Origin of the sequence: Rathayibacter sp. AY1D5 (assembly GCF_002932515.1) — a bacterium.
Taxonomy (GTDB): Bacteria; Actinomycetota; Actinomycetes; order Actinomycetales; family Microbacteriaceae; genus Rathayibacter.
Genome location: NZ_PSVU01000004.1, coordinates 16,698 through 34,029 on the forward strand (window position 1 = coordinate 16,698; position 17,332 = coordinate 34,029).

Sequence of the window (17,332 nt, forward strand, 5' to 3'; positions counted from 1 at the left end):
CGGCGTCCGAGCGAGCCGGGTCAGAGCGGGATGTTGCCGTGCTTCTTCGCGGGCAGGTTGGCGCGCTTGGTGCGCAGCGCCCGCAGCGCCTTGATGACGGAGACACGCGTCGCCGAGGGCTCGATCACGCCGTCGAGCTCGCCGCGCTCGGCCGCGAGGAACGGGCTCGCGACGTTGTAGGTGTACTCGTTCGCCAGGCGCGTCCGGACGGCTGCGACGTCCTCGCCGGCCTCCTCCGCCTTGCGGATCTCGTTGCGGTAGAGGATGTTCACCGCGCCCTGGCCGCCCATCACGGCGATCTCGGCGGTCGGCCACGCGAGGTTGATGTCGGCTCCCAGCTGCTTGGACCCCATCACGATGTACGCGCCGCCGTAGGCCTTGCGCAGGATGACCGTGACCAGCGGCACGGTCGCCTCGGCGTAGGCGTAGAGCAGCTTCGCGCCGCGGCGGATGACGCCGGTCCACTCCTGGTCGGTGCCGGGCAGGTAGCCCGGGACGTCGACCAGGGTCAGGATCGGCAGCGAGAACGCGTCGCAGAAGCGGACGAAGCGGGACGCCTTCTCGCCCGCCTCGATGTTCAGCGTGCCCGCCATGGCGCTCGGCTGGTTCGCGATGATGCCGACGGAGCGGCCCTCGACGCGGCCGAAGCCGATCACGATGTTCGGCGCGAACAGCGGCTGCACCTCGAGGAAGTCGCCCTCGTCGACGATGTGCTCGATGACGGCGCGCATGTCGTACGGCTGGTTCGGGCTGTCCGGGATGACCGTGTCGAGGAAGCGGTCCGCGTCGGTCGTCTCGAGATCGACCTCGGTCTCGAAGACGGGGACCGGCGACAGGTTGTTGTCCGGGAGGAAGGAGAGGAGCGTCCGCGCGTAGTCGAGCGCGTCGTTCTCGTCGCTCGCGAGGTAGTGCGAGACGCCCGAGATCTTGTTGTGGGTCAGCGCGCCGCCGAGCTCCTCCATGCCGACGTCCTCGCCGGTGACGGTCTTGATCACGTCGGGCCCGGTGACGAACATCTGGCTGGTCTTGTCGACCATGATCACGAAGTCGGTCAGGGCGGGGGAGTAGACCGCGCCTCCCGCGGCAGGGCCGCAGATGATCGAGATCTGGGGGATCACGCCGCTCGCCGCGGTGTTGCGGCGGAAGATCTCGCCGTACTTGCCGAGGGCGACCACGCCCTCCTGGATCCGTGCTCCGCCGGAGTCGAGGATGCCGATGATCGGGACGCCGGTCTTCAGGGCGAGGTCCATCACCTTGATGATCTTCTCGCCGGCCACCTCGCCGAGCGAGCCGCCGAAGATCGTGAAGTCCTGTGAGTACACGGCGACCTGGCGGCCGTGGATGGTGCCGGTGCCGGTGACGACGGCGTCGCCGTAGGGGCGCTTCTTCTCCATGCCGAAGGCGTGGGTGCGGTGGCGGACGAACTCGTCCAGCTCGACGAACGAGCCCGGGTCGAGGAGGGTGTCGATCCGCTCCCGTGCGGTCATCTTGCCCTTGGCGTGCTGCTTCTCGATCGCCGCCTCGCCACTGGCCGTGACGGCCTCGTGGTAGCGGTTCCTGAGGTCCGCGATCTTCCCCGCGGTCGTGTACAGATCGGGCGCGGGACGTTCGGTGTTCGCGGTCACCCGCTCACCCTACCGGCGGGGCGGACGCCTCCTCTTGTCGCAGTCGCACAGGGAGGGCCGCTCCGAACGGGAGGATCCGGACAAGGGCGGGACGTCGCGAGCGGCGCTCGGAGCGGCCTCGCGGGAGCCGCCGCTACCGTGGCGGCATGCTCCTCCCGCTCTCCTCCGCCGTCTCCCCCCGCGTCCTCGCGCTCGAGTCGGCGGGGTCGACGAACGACGAGCTCCGCGAGCGGGCGGCCGCCGACCCCGCCGTGTGGCCGCACCTCTCCGTCGTCGCCACCGGCGACCAGCGCGCCGGGCGCGGCCGGCTGGGGCGCGTCTGGCAGGCGCCCGCGGGCCGCACGCTCGCGGCCTCGACTCTGGTCGACGCCTCCGCCCTCGGCGCCGAGGCCTCCGGCTGGCTGCCGCTCGTGGCCGGCGCCGCTCTCGCCCGGGCCCTCGCACCCCTCGTCGACGGGGACGTCGCCGTCAAGTGGCCCAACGACGTCCTGATCGACGGCCGGAAGGTCGCGGGGGTCCTCGCCGAGCGCCTGCCGGACGGGCGGGTCGTCGTCGGCACCGGCGTGAACCTGCTGCTGACGGAGGCGGAGCTGCCGGTCCCGACCGCCACCTCGCTCGCCCTCGCCGGAGCGCGGACGACGAGCGCCGACGAGGTGCTCGCCGCGTTCCTGACCGGGTTCCAGGGTCTGCTGGCTCCGCTGCTCGCCCAGGGTGACCCCCAGGCCTCCGGAGCGGCCGCCGCCGTCCGCGCCTCCTGCGGCACCCTCGGAACGCGCGTCCGGCTCGAGCTGCCCGACGGCACGCAGGAGGAGGGGACCGCCGCCGCACTCGCCCCGGACGGCTCCCTCCTGCTCGAGCAGGGCGGCGCGCTGCGCTCGTTCACGGCCGGCGACGTCACGCATCTGCGCTCCTGATGGCCAGGACCGACCCCGCCGACCGCGAGCTGGCGCGGCTGACCCCGCGCGCCCGCCGGGCGGTCGCACCGGTCGTCGGTCTCCTCCTGCTCACCTGGACGGGCTTCTACTTCGCCGCGCAGTTCGAGCTCGCCCTGCAGCGCTGGATCATCGGGCTCGGCACCGCACTTCTGGTGCTTCTCCTCTGCGCTCCCGGGATCGCGGGCTGGGCGAGCGTGCGCTACCGCGTCACCGCCTCCGGCCTCAGCGCGCGCCGGGGCGTGGCGTCGATCCGGCGAGCCGAGGTGGTCTTCGATCGGAGGATGGAGGTCGTGGTCGAGCGCTCCCTCGGCCAGCGCCTCGCCCGGTGCGGGGACGTCCGGATCCTGCAGGCGGGAGCCGAGGTGTTCGTGCTGCGGGACCTGCCGGATCCGGAGCTCACGGCCGACCTGCTGCGGGAGGCGATCGGCGCGGCTCCCGTTCTCGAGCCGGAGTGGCCGCCGCCCGCGTGAGCGCGTCGGGGCCTCGGTAGCATGGAGCCGCCCCGCGCCAGCGGGCGGAGACGGAGGAGCGCCATGCGCGTCGGCGTGATCGGGGGCGGCCAGCTCGCCCGGATGATGATCCCCGCGGCGGTGGAGCTCGGCATCGAGATCGCCGTGCTCGCCGAGAGCGAGGGCGCCCCGGCGGGGCTCGCCGCGACACGGGTCGGCGACTACCGCGACGAGGCGACCGTGCTCGCCTTCGCCGAGACCGTGGACGTGGTGACGTTCGACCACGAGCACGTTCCCCAGCCGATCCTCCGCGAGCTCGTCGCCCGCGGCGTCGCCGTGCACCCCGGCCCCGACGCCCTGCTGTTCGCCCAGGACAAGCTGATGATGCGGCGCCGCCTGACCGAGCTCGGCGTGCCCGTGCCCGAGTGGGCCGAGGTCTCCTCCGCCGAGGAGCTGGGGGCGTTCCTGGCCGAGCACGGCGGCAGCGCCGTGGTGAAGACCGCGCGCGGCGGCTACGACGGCAAGGGCGTTCGCGTGGTGCGCGGCGCCCACGAGGCGGACGACTGGTTCACCGCCCTCGCCGAGGACGGCCGGGGCGGCTCGCTCCTGGTCGAGGAGCTGGTGGGCTTCCGCCGCGAGCTCGCGCAGCTCGTCGCTCGGCGCCCCTCCGGCGAGAGCATCCTCTGGCCGGTGGTGGAGTCCGTGCAGCGCGACGGCGTCTGCGCCGAGGTGATCGCTCCGGCACCCGCGTCCGCCGGCCGGCTCGCAGCCGCCGCGGCCGAGATCGCGCAGACGATCGCCGACAGCCTGGGGGTCACCGGCGTCCTGGCCGTCGAGCTGTTCGAGACGACGGACGACCGGATCCTGGTCAACGAGCTGGCCATGCGCCCGCACAACAGCGGCCACTGGACGATGGACGGATCGACCACGTCGCAGTTCGAGCAGCACCTGCGCGCGGTCCTCGACCTGCCGCTCGGCGCGACGGGCTGCCGCGATCCGTGGACCGTGATGGTCAACGTGCTCGGCGGCCCGGTGGGGGAGTCGCTGACCGACCGCTATCCGCGGGTGCTCGCCGATCACCCGGGCGTGAAGGTGCACAACTACGGCAAGGAGCCGCGACCGGGCCGCAAGGTCGGGCACGTGAACGCCACCGGCGACGACCTCGACCTCGTGGTCTACGAGGCTCGCGCGGCGGCGGCCGTTCTCACGGACTGACCCGTACGATGGTCGCCGTGACGAGCCTGCCGACCTCCCCGACCCCTGCCGGAGCCCTCTCGTGAGCGCGGTCGCGCTCGTGAACGGGCCCGCGCCGCTCGTCGGCGTCGTGATGGGCTCGGACTCGGACTGGTCCGTCATGCAGGCGGCGTCCACCGTCCTCGCCGAGTTCGGCGTGGCGCACGAGGTCCGGGTCGTCTCCGCGCACCGCACCCCGGAGGCGATGATCGCGTACGGCCGCGAGGCCCGCGGCCGCGGCCTGAAGGTCGTCATCGCCGGGGCGGGCGGAGCCGCCCACCTCCCCGGCATGCTCGCCGCCGTGACCTCGCTCCCCGTCGTCGGAGTGCCGGTCCCGCTCGCCCGCCTCGACGGGCTCGACTCCCTCCTCTCGATCGTGCAGATGCCCGCGGGCGTCCCCGTCGCCACCGTCTCCATCGGCGGAGCGCGGAACGCCGGACTGCTCGCGGTGAAGATCCTCGCGACCGCGGACGACGCCCTCTCCGCAGCGCTCGACGCCTTCGCCGCCGACCTCGAGGTGCAGGTCGCCGCGAAGAACGACGCCCTGGTGGCGGGCCTGTGACGGCCGTCGCCCTGCCGCTGCGGCACCCGGACGTCGCCTCCCGCGCCTTCATGACGCGGCGGGCGTGGTGGCTGCTGATCGTCAACCTGCTGGTGCCCGGGTCCGCTCAGGTCCTGGCGGGCAACCGCCGGCTCGGGCGCCTGGGGCTCGGCTTCACCCTCGGGCTCTGGGTCGCCCTCCTGGTCGCGGTGCTCCTCTACTTCGTCTTCCCGACCGGCCTCTACACGCTCGCGACCTTCGACCTCTCGATGCTCGCGCTCCAGGCCGCGCTCGTCGTCTACGGGGTGGTCTGGGCCGTGCTGACGCTCGACACCCTCCGCCTGATCCGCGTCGTCCGGGTGCGCCCGCGGATGCGCGGCGTGCTCGCGTTCGCGACGATCGCGCTGATGGCGGTCTCGGTCGGCACCACCGCCTACGGCACCTACCTGCTCGGCGTGACCCGGGGGACGCTGTCGTCGATCTTCGGCGGCGGAGCGATCGAGCAGCCGATCGACGGCCGCTACAACGTGATGCTCCTCGGCGGCGACGCGGGGGAGGACCGCGACGGTCTGCGCCCCGACAGCATCTCGGTGGTCAGCATCGACGCGTCGAGCGGCAAGGCCTCGATCATCGGCGTCTCGCGCGAGTTCGTCGACTTCCCGTTCCCCGAGACCAGCCCGATGCACGAGCTCTATCCCGACGGCTACGACACCGACAACTGCGCCGTCGACGTCTGCAAGCTCAACTCGGTCTACACCGAGGTCGAGCTGAAGCACCCGGAGCTCTACCCCGACGCCGTCGACCACGGCAGCGAGCCCGGCATCGAGGCGATGCGCGACGCGGTCGAGGGCATCCTCGACCTGAGGATCCAGTACTACGCGCTGATCGACATGGAGGGCTTCGCCCAGCTGATCGACGCGCTCGGCGGCATCGACATCGACTACGTGGCCGACGAGCCGCTGCCCCTGGGCGGGCTGCCCGACTCCGACGGCGTGATGCAGGGCGTCAACCAGTGGATCGATCCCGGGCACTGGCACTTCAACGGCGAGCAGGCCCTCGCCTACGCCCGCTCGCGCTACACCACGAGCGACTACGACCGGATGGCGCGCCAGCGGCAGGTGCAGGAGGCGCTGCTCGCCCAGTTCGAGCCGGGCAACGTCCTCGCCAAGTTCCAGGACGTCGCGTCCGCCGGGTCCCAGGTCATCAAGACGGACGTCCCGCAGGGGATGCTCGGCTACTTCGTCCAGCTGGGGCTCAAGACGAAGTCGCAGCCGGTGGATCCGATCGAGCTGGTCCCGCCGGCCGTCGACCCGGAGGACCCGGACTACGACGTCGTGCACTCGCTGGTGAGTGCCGGACTGTCGGGCGACTCCGCGCCGTAGACGGCCGGGTGCCGCACGCCTCAGAGGTCGGCGTGCAGCGCCCAGACGCGCTCCGCGGAGTCGCGCCAGCTGAAGGCGCGGGAGCGGTCGCGGCCGGCCACCGACATCCGCTCGCGCAGACCGGTGTCGGCGAGCACGCTGCTCATGGCGAGGGCGAGGCGGTCCGGGTAGTCCTTCGCGTCGCCGCGCTCGACGGCGACGCCGGCGTCCGCGGCGACCTCCATCAGCGCGGGGTCGTCGGAGTGCACCACCGGCACTCCGAAGTGCATCGCCTCGAGCACGGGCAGGCCGAATCCCTCGGCGATGCTCGGGTAGACGAAGAGGGTGGCCCGCGAGAGGACGACGGCGAGGTCGGCGTCGCTGAGGACTCCCAGGGCGCGCACGCGCGTCTCGTCGAGGCCCTGCTCGTCGGCGACGGAGGCCACGTCCAGGTCGCCCCAGCCGGTCGGGCCGACCAGGAGCAGCGGGATCGCCGGCGCGGACGCTCCTCCGAAGGCCGCGATCAGCGAGACCATGCCCTTGCGCGGCTCCAGCGTGCCGACGCTCAGCACGTACTCCGGGGGGAGGCCCAGCGCCGTGGCGCGCTCGTCGGCGTCCTCCGGGACGACCAGGCCGGAGCCGACGGCTCCGCCGATCACGCGCAGTCGATCGCCGAAGTCCATCAGCTGGGAGAGCTGGTGGGCGACGGCGTGGGTGGGGACGACGACGGCGTCCGCGTGCTTGCGGGCGCGCTTGGCCATCGCCCGGTGCCACTTCGCGCCGTGGGGGGTGAGGGTCTCGGGATGCGTCCACGGCACCGTGTCGTGGATCGTGACGGCGATCTGCTCGCCCTCGCTCCCGTCGTGGCTGCGCAGCGGGGCGAAGAGGCTCGGGGCGTGGATCATGCCGCCGCCGGCCGGGATGGCGATCCCGTACTGCCAGGCGCGCGAGAGCTCGCGGCGCCCGAGCGGCAGCCGGTGGATGCGCGCGAGGCCGGGCAGGCGCAGACGCAGCTCCTCCTCCTTCTCGGGCGGGTGGGCGGAGACGACGGCCTCCACCTCGCAGTCGCGGGGAGCCGTCGCGATCAGCTCGCGGGTGAGCTCCTCGGTGTAGCGGCCGATGCCGCCGGGCACGCGGGCGAGCATCTGGTCGACGACGACGCGGAGAGTGGTGGTCACGGGGTCACCGCCTCGAGGGGTGCGGTGGCGAGCGCGTCCTGCCAGGAGCGCAGCGGCGGCAGGCCCGCCCGGCTCCAGCCGTCGTGGCCGAGGACAGAGTAGGCCGGACGCGGAGCGGGGCGGACGAACGAGCCGCTGTCGGTAGGGCGCAGGCGCTCGGGATCCAGGCCCGCCTTGGCGAAGACGGCACGGGCGAAGCCGAGCCAGGTCGTCTCGCCGGAGCTGGTGCCGTGGTAGACGCCGGCCGGGGCCTCCGCGTCGACCAGCTCGATCAGGCGCGCGGCGAGGTCGGCGGTCCAGGTGGGCTGGCCGTGCTGGTCGTCGACCACGGTCAGCGTCTCGTGCGCGCCCGCCAGTCGTACCATCGTCTTCGCGAAGTTGCCGCCGTGCTCGCCGTAGAGCCAGGCCGTGCGGACGACGTAGCCGCGCTCCGGGTTGGCCTCGAGCACCAGGCGCTCGCCGTCGGCCTTCGTGCGGCCGTAGGCCGAGATCGGGTTCCGGGGGTGGTCCTCGGAGTAGGGGGTCGTCGCGGAGCCGTCGAAGACGTAGTCGGTGGAGACCTGCACGAGTGCGGCTCCCGTCTCGGCGGTGGCGAGGGCGAGGTTGCGCGCTCCGACGGCGTTGACGCGGTGCGCCTCCTCCTCGTCGGTCTCGGCGTCGTCGACGCGGGTGTACGCGGCGCAGTTCACCACGGCGTCGTGTCCCGCGACGGCGGCGCGCACGGCGTCGAGGTCGGTCACGTCGAGGTCGGAGCGGCCGAGGGCGGTGCTGGGGCGGGAGCCGAGGGCCGCGCGCAGGTCGGTGCCGAGCATGCCGGAGGCGCCCGTGATGAGGAAGGTCACCTCCTCATCATGCCCGAGCGGTCCGTCGGCCGACGGTCGGCGCTCCGGCACGCCGCCGGGTGGCGCAGAGAGGCGTCGCGGGCCCGTGACACGCCGTCGTTACACTGGCGACCGTGCAGATCCGAGAGCTCGACATCCCCGACGTCTACGAAGTGACTCCGCGCCAGTTCCCCGACGATCGCGGGATCTTCTACGAGTTCTACCGCTTCGACCGCCTGGCCGAGAAGGTCGGGCACCCGCTCTCGCTCCGGCAGGGCAACACCTCCGTCTCGCGGCGCGGCACCGTCCGCGGCATCCACTTCGCGCAGATCCCGCCGTCGCAGGCCAAGTACGTCTCGTGCTTCTCCGGTGCGGTCCTCGACTACGTGATCGACGTGCGCGTCGGGTCGCCGACCTTCGGGCGCTGGGAGTCGATCCTGCTCGACGACGTCGACCGCCGCTCCGTCTACATCGCCGAGGGGGTCGCGCACGCCTTCGTGGCGCTGACCGAGGGCGCCGTGGTCTCCTACCTCGTGAACGCCACCTTCGACCCGGTGCGGGAGAAGGGGATCGACCCGCTCGACGAGCAGATCGGCCTGCGCTTCCCGGAGGAGGCCGGCGAGCTGCTCCTCTCACCGAAGGACACCGACGCACCGACGCTGGCCGAGGCCGAGGCGCAGGGCCTGCTGCCGACCTGGGACGAGGCGCGGGCCTTCTACACGGAGCTCGACTCCGCGTCCTGACCGCCGATCCGGCGGACGTGCCGCCCGGCGCCGGCCAGGCGGCACGCCCGACCGGACCGGATCAGCTCTTCGAGCGCAGGCGCATCAGCGCGACCCGGGCGCCCAGCCCGGCGCGCACCGCCGCACGGATCGGCGCCTCGTACCAGGCCCCGTACTTCTGCGCGAGGTAGAGGTAGGCGCTGCGGTGGTGGACCGCGAGCATCCGCGCCGAGGCCAGGCGGGTGGAGTGCCCGCCGAGGTGGGAGACGACCGCGTCGGCGAGGTAGACGTTGGTCCACCCGCGCTGTCCGAGCGAGTCGCCCAGCTGGACGTCCTCGAAGTACATGAAGTAGCGGTCGTCGAACCCGCCGATCTCCTCGAAGGCCGTGCGGCGCACCATCACGCAGGCGCCGGAGAGCCAGCCCGCCTCCATCCGGCCGTGGCGGAGGGTCTCGACCGCGCGCGAGCGCCGGTAGGTCGCCGACCACGGGTTGCCGGGCCAGACGTGGGCGAAGACGGCGTGCCCGACGCCCGTGCCGAGCGAGGGCAGAGCGCGGGCGGAGGGGTAGATCGTGCCGTCGGAGTCGAGGATCCGGGGCCCGATCGAGCCGATCCGGTCGTCCGCCGTCGCGGCGGCGTAGAGGGCGTCGATCGAGCCGGGGAGGAAGACCGTGTCCGGGTTGGTCACCAGGATCCACTCCACTTCGGGCCCGAGGCGGTCGACCGCGTAGTTGACGGCCCGGCCGTAGCCGAGGTTCTGCCCGGTCTCGTGGAACTCGACGTGGGGCAGGCGCTCGACGACGCTGCGGACGGAGTCGTCCGTGGTCAGGTTGTCGACAACCACGATGCGCACGTCGTGCTCCGTCGCCTCCGGCACGGACTCGAGGCACGCGCGGAGGACCTCACCCGAGAAGTGGGTGACGACGACGACCGCGATGGGCAACGTCGAGCGGGCGATGGGAGCCTCCGGGTGGTGCGGCGTCGACGGGAGGAGTACCCCGTCGGAAGAACTCGACGAGGCTAGCACGCGGCTCGAGCGGTGCCCGGGAGCCTGCGGCCCTCAGCGGACGATGTCGACGGGCTCGGTGCTGACGGCCACGGCGGCGGGGGAGACCGTCTCGATCGCGGGCAGCGCATCGTGCGCCGGACGGCGGAAGACGACGAACTTGTACATGCAGAAGTTCCACACCAGTCCCACGAGGACCGCGACGGCCTTGGCGATGTTGATCGCGAGGAAGGCGTTCTCGCCGGAGCTGGGGAGGAAGAGCAGCGAGTTGCCGAAGCGGGTGTCGAAGAAGACCTCGAAGCCGTAGATGATCGCCGACTGCAGGACCAGCGAGCTGAACCCGGTGACGAGGAAGAACTTCGCGAACGTGGCGACCGAGACCCTGCCCGGGTGGCGGAAGACGAAGAAGTGGTTCAGCGCGTACGAGATCGTGATGCCGACCAGGACGGAGAAGACGTTGGCGACGAGGGTCGGCAGACCGAGCAGGAGCACGAGCGTGTTGAGGATGAGGAAGTCGATCGCCGTGTTGGTGCAGCCCGCGATGAGGAAGCGGACCTTCTGCGATTCGAGGAGTCTCTTCATCTGCGGTGCTCTTTCCCGTCCCCCTCTGGCGTCGATGCCCGACCGTCGGGCTCCGACGGGCGTCCATCGGGGCAGGCGAACAAGGGGTGAACCGCCGTGCACTGTCGTCCATCGTAACCGTGGACCCCTGCCGGGCGGTCGAACAGCCGGTGCCATGTTCCTGAGAGAGTGCGCGGACGGGGCGGCGGGCCGCGGGGCGCGCTCGGAGGCTCGCGAGCACCGCCTCGTTATACTCGCAGGGCTCTCACCGGTCAGCCGGTGCACCGGAAGAACGGATCCTCCCCGCCTCATGCGCTCCCTCGCCGTCGTCGTCCCCACCTACAACGAAGTCGCGAACATCGCGACGGCGCTGCCGCGGGTCGCGCTCGCGGCGTCCCGCAACCCCGACTTCCACGTGACCGTCGCCGTCATCGACGACAGCTCCCCCGACGGCACCGCGGACCGCGCGCGCGAGCTCGCGGCCGAGCTCGGGTCCGACACCTTCGAGGTCCTCGTGCTCTCGCGCGAGAAGAAGGAGGGGCTCGGCGCGGCGTACATCTGGGCCTTCCAGCACCTCCTCGCGGCCGAGCGCCGCTACGACTACCTGCTGCAGATGGACGCCGACCTCTCGCACGACCCGGACTACATCGACGCCTTCCTCCGCGAGGTGCGCGCGGGCGCCGACTTCGTGGTCGCCTCCCGCTACATCGCCGGCGGGGGCACTCCCGACTGGACGCTCGACCGCAAGCTGCTGAGCGGTGGCGGCAACCTCTACACGCGCCTCTTCCTCGGCTCGAAGATCACCGACTGGACCGGCGGCTTCAACCTCTTCAGCGCGGACCTCCTGCGCACCCTCCACCTCGAGACGATCCGCGCAGCCGGCTACGGCTTCCAGATCGTGCTCAAGTACCGGGCGCTGCGCCGGGCCCGCGGAGTGAAGGAGATCCCGATCGTCTTCCTCGACCGCACGGTCGGCAACTCCAAGATCCCGAGCGACACCCTCCTGAAGAACCTCCTGCTCGTCCTGGCCATCCGGTTCGGCGGGAAGCACCGGTGACGGCGGGTCCGACGGGATCCCCTCGGACCCGGAGGGCCCTCCTCGAGCTCGCCGCCCTCGCCGTCGTCGTCAGCGGGACCCTGCTCGTGCTCGGATTCATGGTCGGCACGCCGTGGCGGCCGCTGCTCTTCCGCGACGGCGACTCGCTGGCGCTGCCGCTGATCCTGCAGTCCTTCGCCGAGGGCCGCCCCGCGGCGTGGGTGATGACGAGCCAGCTCTTCCTCTTCCCCGAGCTCCCCGTCTTCGGCGTCGCGTGGCTGCTGACCGGTGGCGATCCCGCGGCGGCGCTCGCGGTCAACGCCGTGCTCAACGTCGTCCTCCTCTACGGCGTGCTCCGGATGCTCGCGCGACGGCTCGTCGCGGACCGGCACCGCCGGCTGCGGCCCGCCGCCGCGCTCGCCGGCATCGCCGTGCTGCTGGTTCTCTGCCTGACGGAGGGCCGCGCGCTCAACAACGAGGGGGCCCTGGCGACCACCTTCCTCCTCACGACCTACTACTACGGCGCGGTGCTCACAGGCCTCGCCGGGCTCGCCGTCGCCCTGGGCGCGCTGCGCGAGCGCCGTCCGGCGGCGCGTCCGCTGCTCCTGGTCGGAGCGGCCGTCGCCGCGACGACCCTCTCCGATCCGCTCCTTCTCGTGCAGTTCGTCGGCCCCCTGCTGGTGGTCCTCGTCGTGCTGCTGGTGCTCGCTCTCGCTGCTCCCCGAGCGGTGCTGATCGTCGCGGGAACGGTCCTCGGGGCCGCCGCGCTCGGGGCCGCGCTGCGGGTCCCGCTCGGCTTCCTGATCGGGACCGACGCCGGCGGGTACCTCCGGCTGCCGCTCGCCGGGACGGCACTGGACGACCTGATCGTGCAGTTCCTGGTGCTGAAGGCGCCGCTGATCGGCAAGCTCGAGGTGGCGCTGCTGGGTCTGCTGCTGCTGGCGGCCCTCGCCGTCGTCGTGGCCGGTGCCGCCCGACTGGCGCGGGGAGCCGCCCTCGACGAGGCGGCCCGTGCGCGCTTCGCGGTGTGCGCGTTCCTGCCGGCGCAGACGGCGGTGCTCCTGGTGGTGCAGGTCTTCACCGGCAGCTCGGTCAGCCGCTACCTGATGCCGATCCCGGTGACCGCGACCGTGGTCGTGATCGCCCTGATCGGCGCCGCGGCGGCGCACCGGCGTGCTGCGGGCGCGCGGCTGGCGCCGGTCGTCCGGGTCGTCGCTCCGCTGGCCGCCGCAGGCCTCGTCGTCGCCGCCGTGCCGGCCACAACGGCGGTCGCCTCCGCGGCGGCCGAGGCGCGATCGGACCCGGACGCCGACTGCCTGGAGCGCTGGATCGACGGCCGCGAGCTCGCGGGCGTCGGCTCGTTCTGGTCAACGCGGCCGCTGGACCTCTACGGGCCGGCCTCGCTGCACGTCCAGCAGGTCAACTTCGACTTCACGGTGCAGCTGTGGATGAACAACCTGAGCGACTACCGCGACCGGCAGTACAGCTTCGTCCTGGCCGACCGCTCGCCCGACTGGGCGGGGCTCGCGCGCGGGACGCTCGGCGCTCCCTCCGATATCGTCGCCTGCGGGGGGTTCGACATCTACGACTACGCGGGCACCGACGGCGAGACCGAGCTGAACCGGATCGTCCAGACCAGCGTGGAGGAGCAGCGCCGTGAGCGCGGCTACTGACGTGCGCGGCCCGCGGACGGCGAGTCGGCGGCGCCGGACGCTCGTCGAGCTCGGATGGGCCCTCGTCGCCGCCCTCGTCTCGGTCGTCGCCGCCGTGCTCGCGCTCGGGATCGGGCCGCAGGACCTGACGGCCCGCTGGACCGTGGGCGGCGACGACCAGATCCTGCACTACACGCTCTTCACCAGCGCCACGCAGGCGTTCCCGTTCGACGGCAACGCGGCGCTCGGCTTCCCCGACGGGTTCAACGCCTTCTTCAGCGCGCAGTTCGACGTCGCCTCCGCCCTCGCCGTGTCGGTCCTGGCCCTCGTGGTGCGCGACGGGACGACGCTCCTGAACGTCTTCTACCTGGGCACGTTCGCGACGGTCGCCGTCACCGGCTACGTGTTCTTCCGCGCCCTCCGCACGCGGCCCTGGGTCGCGGCGTTCTCCGCGGTCCTGCTGTCGCTGCTGCCGTACCACTTCCTCCGGATCGGATTCGGCCACGCGTTCCTCGCCAACTACTGGGCGATCCCGCTCCTGGGCGTGATGGTGCTGATGGTCGCCGGACCGCGCACCGATCCTCTCCGAGCCTGGGCCGAGCGGGGCGCGACGCGGAGGAGCCGCGTGCTGCGCTCCGTCGTCCCGGGAGTCGTGCTCGGGCTCCTGGTGGCGAGCACGGGCGGCTACTACTACGTCTTCGCGGTCCTGGTCCTCGGAGCGACCTGGGCGGTGAGCACGGCCGCCGGGCTCCTCTCCCGCGAGCGGCTGCGCGTGCTCGCAGTCTCGTCGGTGCCGATCCTCGCGCTCGGCGTGTTCGTCGGGCTCTCGCTGCTGCTGCTCTCGCTCGACTTCGGGGAGCGCTACAGCCCGTACTTCACGTCGCGGACCGTGGGGGAGTCGGAGGCCTACGCCGGCAAGCTCGTGCTGCTGGGCCTGCCCTGGTCGGGGACCGGGCTGCCGCAGGGGTACGGCCTGCTGAACACCTATGCGGGCCAGTCCGGCGTGGCGCCGACGACGGAGCCGCCCGGGTTCTCGATCCTCGCCAGCGTCGCGCTCCTGATCACGCTCGTGGCGCTTCCGATCACCGCGCTCGGCGGCGGACGGGCGCTCCGTGCGACCGCGGTCGGCCGGTTCTTCTCGGACGCCCGCGTGCGCGTCCTCGCCGTGGCGACGCTGGCCGCGCTCCTCTTCTACACGGTGACGGGCCTGGGCGTCGTGGTCTCGCTGGTGGCGGGGCCGACGATCCGCGCGTGGGCGCGGATGTCGATCGTCATCGCGGTCCTCGTCCTCGGCGTGCTCGCGCTCCTGCTCGATCGGATCACGGCCCGTGGCGGTGTCCGGATCCTCGTGGCGGCGCTGCTCGCCGCCGTCGCCGTGGTCGATCAGCTGGCCGGAGTATCGGCCGCGGTGCCGATCGCTCCGACCGACGACTCCGAGATGCGCTCGTTCGTGTCGGAGGCCGACGCGCAGCTGGACGACGGCTGCGGAGTGGTGGAGCTCCCCCTGAAGAGCTTCCCCGACAGCGGGCGGATCGGAGCGCTCTCCGACTACGACGAGGCACTGCCCTACCTCGCGACCGAGGAGGGACGCCTCCGCTGGAGCTACGGGGCTGTGGAGGGCACCTACGGCTGGGACGTCTGGGGCGACGTCGACGACCCCGCGGAGTTCGCCGACTCGGTGGCGGGCAGCGGCGCCTGCGCCGTCTACGTGGACACAGCAGGCTACACCGACGACCCCGACGGCTGGCGGGCCTACGTCGAGGCGGCGACGGGGGACGTCGAGCCCGAGGTCGCCTCCGCCTCCGGGCGCTGGCTGCTGTTCACGACCCGGCGCTGATCAGCGGTCGTCGAAGGCCAGCTCGAGCAGGCGCCGGGCGGTGCGGTCCCACCCCGGGATGGGCTCCGGTGCGAGTCGCCGGGGACGGCGCAGCGCCTCTCCGATCGCGGCCGACCACCCGGTGCGGTCCGCCGGGTCGATGAAGACGGCGGCGGACTCCCGCCCGGCGAGCGCGTCGCGGAGGCCGGGGATGTCTGCCGCGAGCACCGGAGTGCCGCAGGCGACGGCCTCGAGGGCGGGCAGGCCGAAGCCCTCGTGCCAGGAGGGCATGGCGACGGCGTCGGCGCCCGTGAGCAGGGCCGGCAGATCCTCGTCGGCGACGTAGGAGGAGGCGAAGCGCACGTCGGCTCCTGCGGCGACCGCGCGGGCGACGGCGGAGTGGACGTCCTCGTTGTCCCAGCCGTCCCCGCCGACCAGGAGCAGGGTGTGGTTCTCCGGCCGCTCGGCCTGCCGGTACGCGTTCACCAGGGTGACGAGGTTCTTGCGGCGCTCGATCGATCCGACGAAGAGCAGGTAGGACCCGAGCCCGTGCTCCGCGCGGACCCGCGCCACCTCCTCCTCGCCGCGGGCATGGAAGAGGTCGGCGTCGATCGTGGTCGGCAGCACGCGGACGCGCGCCGGATCGACGCCCAGAGCGCTCTCGACCTCGGCCGCGGAGGACGGGGTGCCGGTCAGGACCAGGTCGCTGCGCCGGATCCACCGGGGCACGGACCGCGACAGCAGCTCTCGGCGCTCGCGCGGAACGAGCTCGGGCATCACAGCGAAGCAGACGTCGTGCACGAAGGTGATCGAGCGGGAGCGGGCGAGCGGCCAGCTCCGGAAGTTCGGGAAGAAGTAGGCGCCGCGGCCGAGCAGGAGGTCGATCCCCGGCGCGGGCACTCGGGTCAGTGCGCTCCACACCGGCCGGGGCAGCGGCACCGGTCGGACGCGCAGCGTACGGAAGCCGAAGCGCCCGAGCGAGCCCGCTTCGCTCGCCGGGACGACGAGGAGCACCTCGACCTCTGCGGCGGTCGCGTCGGTGTCCAGCGCGTGCAGCAGGCCGAGCAGGACGCGGCCGACCCCGGTCAGGCGCGGCGCCGCGAGGGCGGTCGCGTCGACCAGGAGGCGGCGGCGCCGCGCGGTCACGGCCTGCTGAGGCGGACGGTGGAGTCGATGTCGACGACGCCGTCGTGCACGGAGGCCCGCTCGACCGTGAAGGTCGCGGCGACCGGGATCCGCATGGTCTCGCCCTGCGAGAAGGTGGCCGAGGAGGCGTGCACGGCGTAGTTGCCGGCGCCGAGGTGCAGGTCGGGGAGGGTGAACGTGACCGTCATCTCTCCGTCGACCGCGCTCAGCGGCGTGCCGATGCGCTCGGTGTTCGTCCCGAAGACGCGCTGGCCGAGGGGGGTGTCGATGCCCATGCCGATGTTCCAGTCGTCGACCGGGCGGCTGGTGCGCACCGTGACGTCGAACTCGAGGGTCTCGCCGCTGCGGACGACCGTGCCGCCGTGCTCGATCGATCCGCCGCGCAGTCGGCAGCCCAGGATCTCGATGAGCTGGGGGGCGGGCTCGTCCGCGGCCTCGGCGGCCTCGGCCTCGCGCTCCTGGCGGGCGGCCCGACGGTCCTCGAAGCTCTCGCGGAGGACCTGGAGTCCCTCGGAGGTCTCGCCGTCGAAGACGACGGTGCCCTTCTCGAGGACGATGGTGCGGTCGCAGAGCTCGCCGACCTGCTCGAGCGAGTGGGTGACCAGCACGATGGTCTTCCCCGCGCGCTGGAAGGCGCGGATGCGGTCCATGCACTTGCGCTGGAACGGCTCGTCGCCGACGGCGAGCACCTCGTCGACCAGCAGCAGGTCGGGATCGGTGTGGATCGCGATAGCGAAGGCGAGCCGCACGTACATGCCCGACGAGTAGAACTTGACCTGGGTGTCGATGAACTCGGCGATCTCGGAGAAGTCGACGATCGAGTCGAACTTGCTGTCCAGCTCGCTGCGCGAGAGTCCGAGGATCGCGCCATTGAGGTAGACGTTCTCGCGCCCGGTGAGGTCGGGGTGGAAGCCCGCTCCGAGCTCGAGGAGCGCGGCGAGGCGTCCGCGGCGCTCCACGGTGCCGGTCGTCGGCTGCACGATGCCGCCGATGAGCTTGAGGAGCGTGCTCTTGCCCGATCCGTTCGCGCCGATGAGGCCGACGGTCGAGCCCAGTGGGATCTCGAGGTCGACGTCGCGGAGTGCCCAGAACTCGTCGCGGTGCTTGCGCCCGCGGCCGAAGTTGACGATCCGCTCCTTGAACGACTTGTCCTTGCGGATGACGAAGCGCTTGGAGGCGTTGCGCACCCGGACGACGGTCGGGGTGCCGGAGGAGGCGGGCACGGACTCCTGCTTGCTGGTGAGGGTCAC

Annotated in this window: 16 protein-coding genes; 9 read left to right on the forward strand and 7 right to left on the reverse strand. The window is 72.5% G+C overall.

Annotation, left to right across the window (positions count from 1 at the left end):
• Positions 1-20: 20 nt before the first annotated feature.
• Positions 21-1,625: an acyl-CoA carboxylase subunit beta gene (locus tag C5C82_RS02010; RefSeq protein ID WP_104223164.1), complete on the reverse strand. Its 1,605-nt coding sequence runs from the start codon at positions 1,623-1,625 to the stop codon at positions 21-23.
• 146 nt (positions 1,626-1,771) lie between these two features.
• Between C5C82_RS02010 and C5C82_RS02015 the strand changes: the two genes are divergently transcribed.
• From C5C82_RS02015 to C5C82_RS02035, 5 genes are all read left to right on the forward strand, one after another.
• The gene (locus C5C82_RS02015) at positions 1,772-2,539 is read left to right on the forward strand and encodes a biotin--[acetyl-CoA-carboxylase] ligase (protein WP_104225464.1); all 768 of its coding nucleotides are present in this window, start codon (positions 1,772-1,774) and stop codon (positions 2,537-2,539) included.
• A complete protein-coding gene (locus tag C5C82_RS02020; protein WP_104223162.1) occupies positions 2,539-3,030 on the forward strand; it encodes a PH domain-containing protein in 492 nt (163 codons plus the stop codon). Before C5C82_RS02015 ends, C5C82_RS02020 begins: the two co-directional genes overlap by 1 nt.
• 63 nt (positions 3,031-3,093) lie before the next feature.
• Positions 3,094-4,224, forward strand: a complete 1,131-nt coding sequence (locus C5C82_RS02025) for a 5-(carboxyamino)imidazole ribonucleotide synthase (protein WP_104354528.1) — start codon at positions 3,094-3,096, stop codon at positions 4,222-4,224.
• A 112-nt stretch (positions 4,225-4,336) separates the two neighbouring features.
• Positions 4,337-4,804 carry a 5-(carboxyamino)imidazole ribonucleotide mutase gene (purE, locus tag C5C82_RS02030; RefSeq protein ID WP_104225651.1) on the forward strand — a complete coding sequence of 156 codons (468 nt, stop codon included), beginning with the start codon at positions 4,337-4,339 and terminating at the stop codon, positions 4,802-4,804.
• The gene (locus C5C82_RS02035; RefSeq protein ID WP_258062765.1) at positions 4,801-6,165 is read left to right on the forward strand and encodes an LCP family protein; all 1,365 of its coding nucleotides are present in this window, start codon (positions 4,801-4,803) and stop codon (positions 6,163-6,165) included. Before purE ends, C5C82_RS02035 begins: the two co-directional genes overlap by 4 nt.
• Positions 6,166-6,185: 20 nt before the next feature.
• Here C5C82_RS02035 and C5C82_RS02040 read toward each other — a convergent pair whose 3' ends face one another.
• Together C5C82_RS02040 and rfbD are read right to left on the reverse strand one after the other, a co-directional pair.
• A complete protein-coding gene (locus tag C5C82_RS02040) occupies positions 6,186-7,322 on the reverse strand; it encodes a glycosyltransferase family 1 protein (RefSeq protein ID WP_258065894.1) in 1,137 nt (378 codons plus the stop codon).
• Positions 7,319-8,164 carry a dTDP-4-dehydrorhamnose reductase gene (rfbD, locus tag C5C82_RS02045; protein ID WP_104354529.1) on the reverse strand — a complete coding sequence of 282 codons (846 nt, stop codon included), beginning with the start codon at positions 8,162-8,164 and terminating at the stop codon, positions 7,319-7,321. Before rfbD ends, C5C82_RS02040 begins: the two co-directional genes overlap by 4 nt.
• A gap of 113 nt (positions 8,165-8,277) precedes the next feature.
• On the opposite strand from rfbD, the gene C5C82_RS02050 reads away from it, so the two are divergent.
• On the forward strand, positions 8,278-8,886 hold the full coding sequence (locus C5C82_RS02050) for a dTDP-4-dehydrorhamnose 3,5-epimerase family protein (RefSeq protein WP_104354530.1): 609 nt from the start codon (positions 8,278-8,280) through the stop codon (positions 8,884-8,886).
• 61 nt (positions 8,887-8,947) lie between these two features.
• Here C5C82_RS02050 and C5C82_RS02055 read toward each other — a convergent pair whose 3' ends face one another.
• Positions 8,948-9,808, reverse strand: a complete 861-nt coding sequence (locus C5C82_RS02055; RefSeq protein WP_258065896.1) for a glycosyltransferase family 2 protein — start codon at positions 9,806-9,808, stop codon at positions 8,948-8,950.
• 117 nt (positions 9,809-9,925) lie between these two features.
• Positions 9,926-10,453, reverse strand: coding sequence for a GtrA family protein (locus tag C5C82_RS02060; protein WP_104223158.1), 528 nt, complete (start codon positions 10,451-10,453; stop codon positions 9,926-9,928).
• Between the two features lie 289 nt (positions 10,454-10,742).
• Here C5C82_RS02060 and C5C82_RS02065 point away from each other — a divergent pair, with 289 nt between their 5' ends.
• From C5C82_RS02065 to C5C82_RS02075, 3 genes are read left to right on the forward strand one after another with little or no spacing between them, the layout of a single operon-like run.
• Positions 10,743-11,489, forward strand: a complete 747-nt coding sequence (locus C5C82_RS02065) for a polyprenol monophosphomannose synthase (protein WP_104223157.1) — start codon at positions 10,743-10,745, stop codon at positions 11,487-11,489.
• On the forward strand, positions 11,486-13,141 hold the full coding sequence (locus C5C82_RS02070) for a hypothetical protein (RefSeq protein ID WP_104223156.1): 1,656 nt from the start codon (positions 11,486-11,488) through the stop codon (positions 13,139-13,141). The genes C5C82_RS02065 and C5C82_RS02070 overlap by 4 nt, the downstream gene beginning before the upstream one ends.
• Complete coding sequence (locus C5C82_RS02075) at positions 13,125-14,957, forward strand: hypothetical protein (protein ID WP_146085942.1); 1,833 nt, start codon at positions 13,125-13,127, stop codon at positions 14,955-14,957. The genes C5C82_RS02070 and C5C82_RS02075 overlap by 17 nt, the downstream gene beginning before the upstream one ends.
• Here C5C82_RS02075 and C5C82_RS02080 read toward each other — a convergent pair whose 3' ends face one another.
• Both C5C82_RS02080 and C5C82_RS02085 read right to left on the reverse strand, forming a co-directional pair.
• Positions 14,958-16,082 carry a glycosyltransferase family 1 protein gene (locus C5C82_RS02080; RefSeq protein ID WP_104232818.1) on the reverse strand — a complete coding sequence of 375 codons (1,125 nt, stop codon included), beginning with the start codon at positions 16,080-16,082 and terminating at the stop codon, positions 14,958-14,960.
• Positions 16,079-17,332, reverse strand: coding sequence for an ABC transporter ATP-binding protein (locus C5C82_RS02085; protein ID WP_244229465.1), 1,254 nt, complete (start codon positions 17,330-17,332; stop codon positions 16,079-16,081). The genes C5C82_RS02080 and C5C82_RS02085 overlap by 4 nt, the downstream gene beginning before the upstream one ends.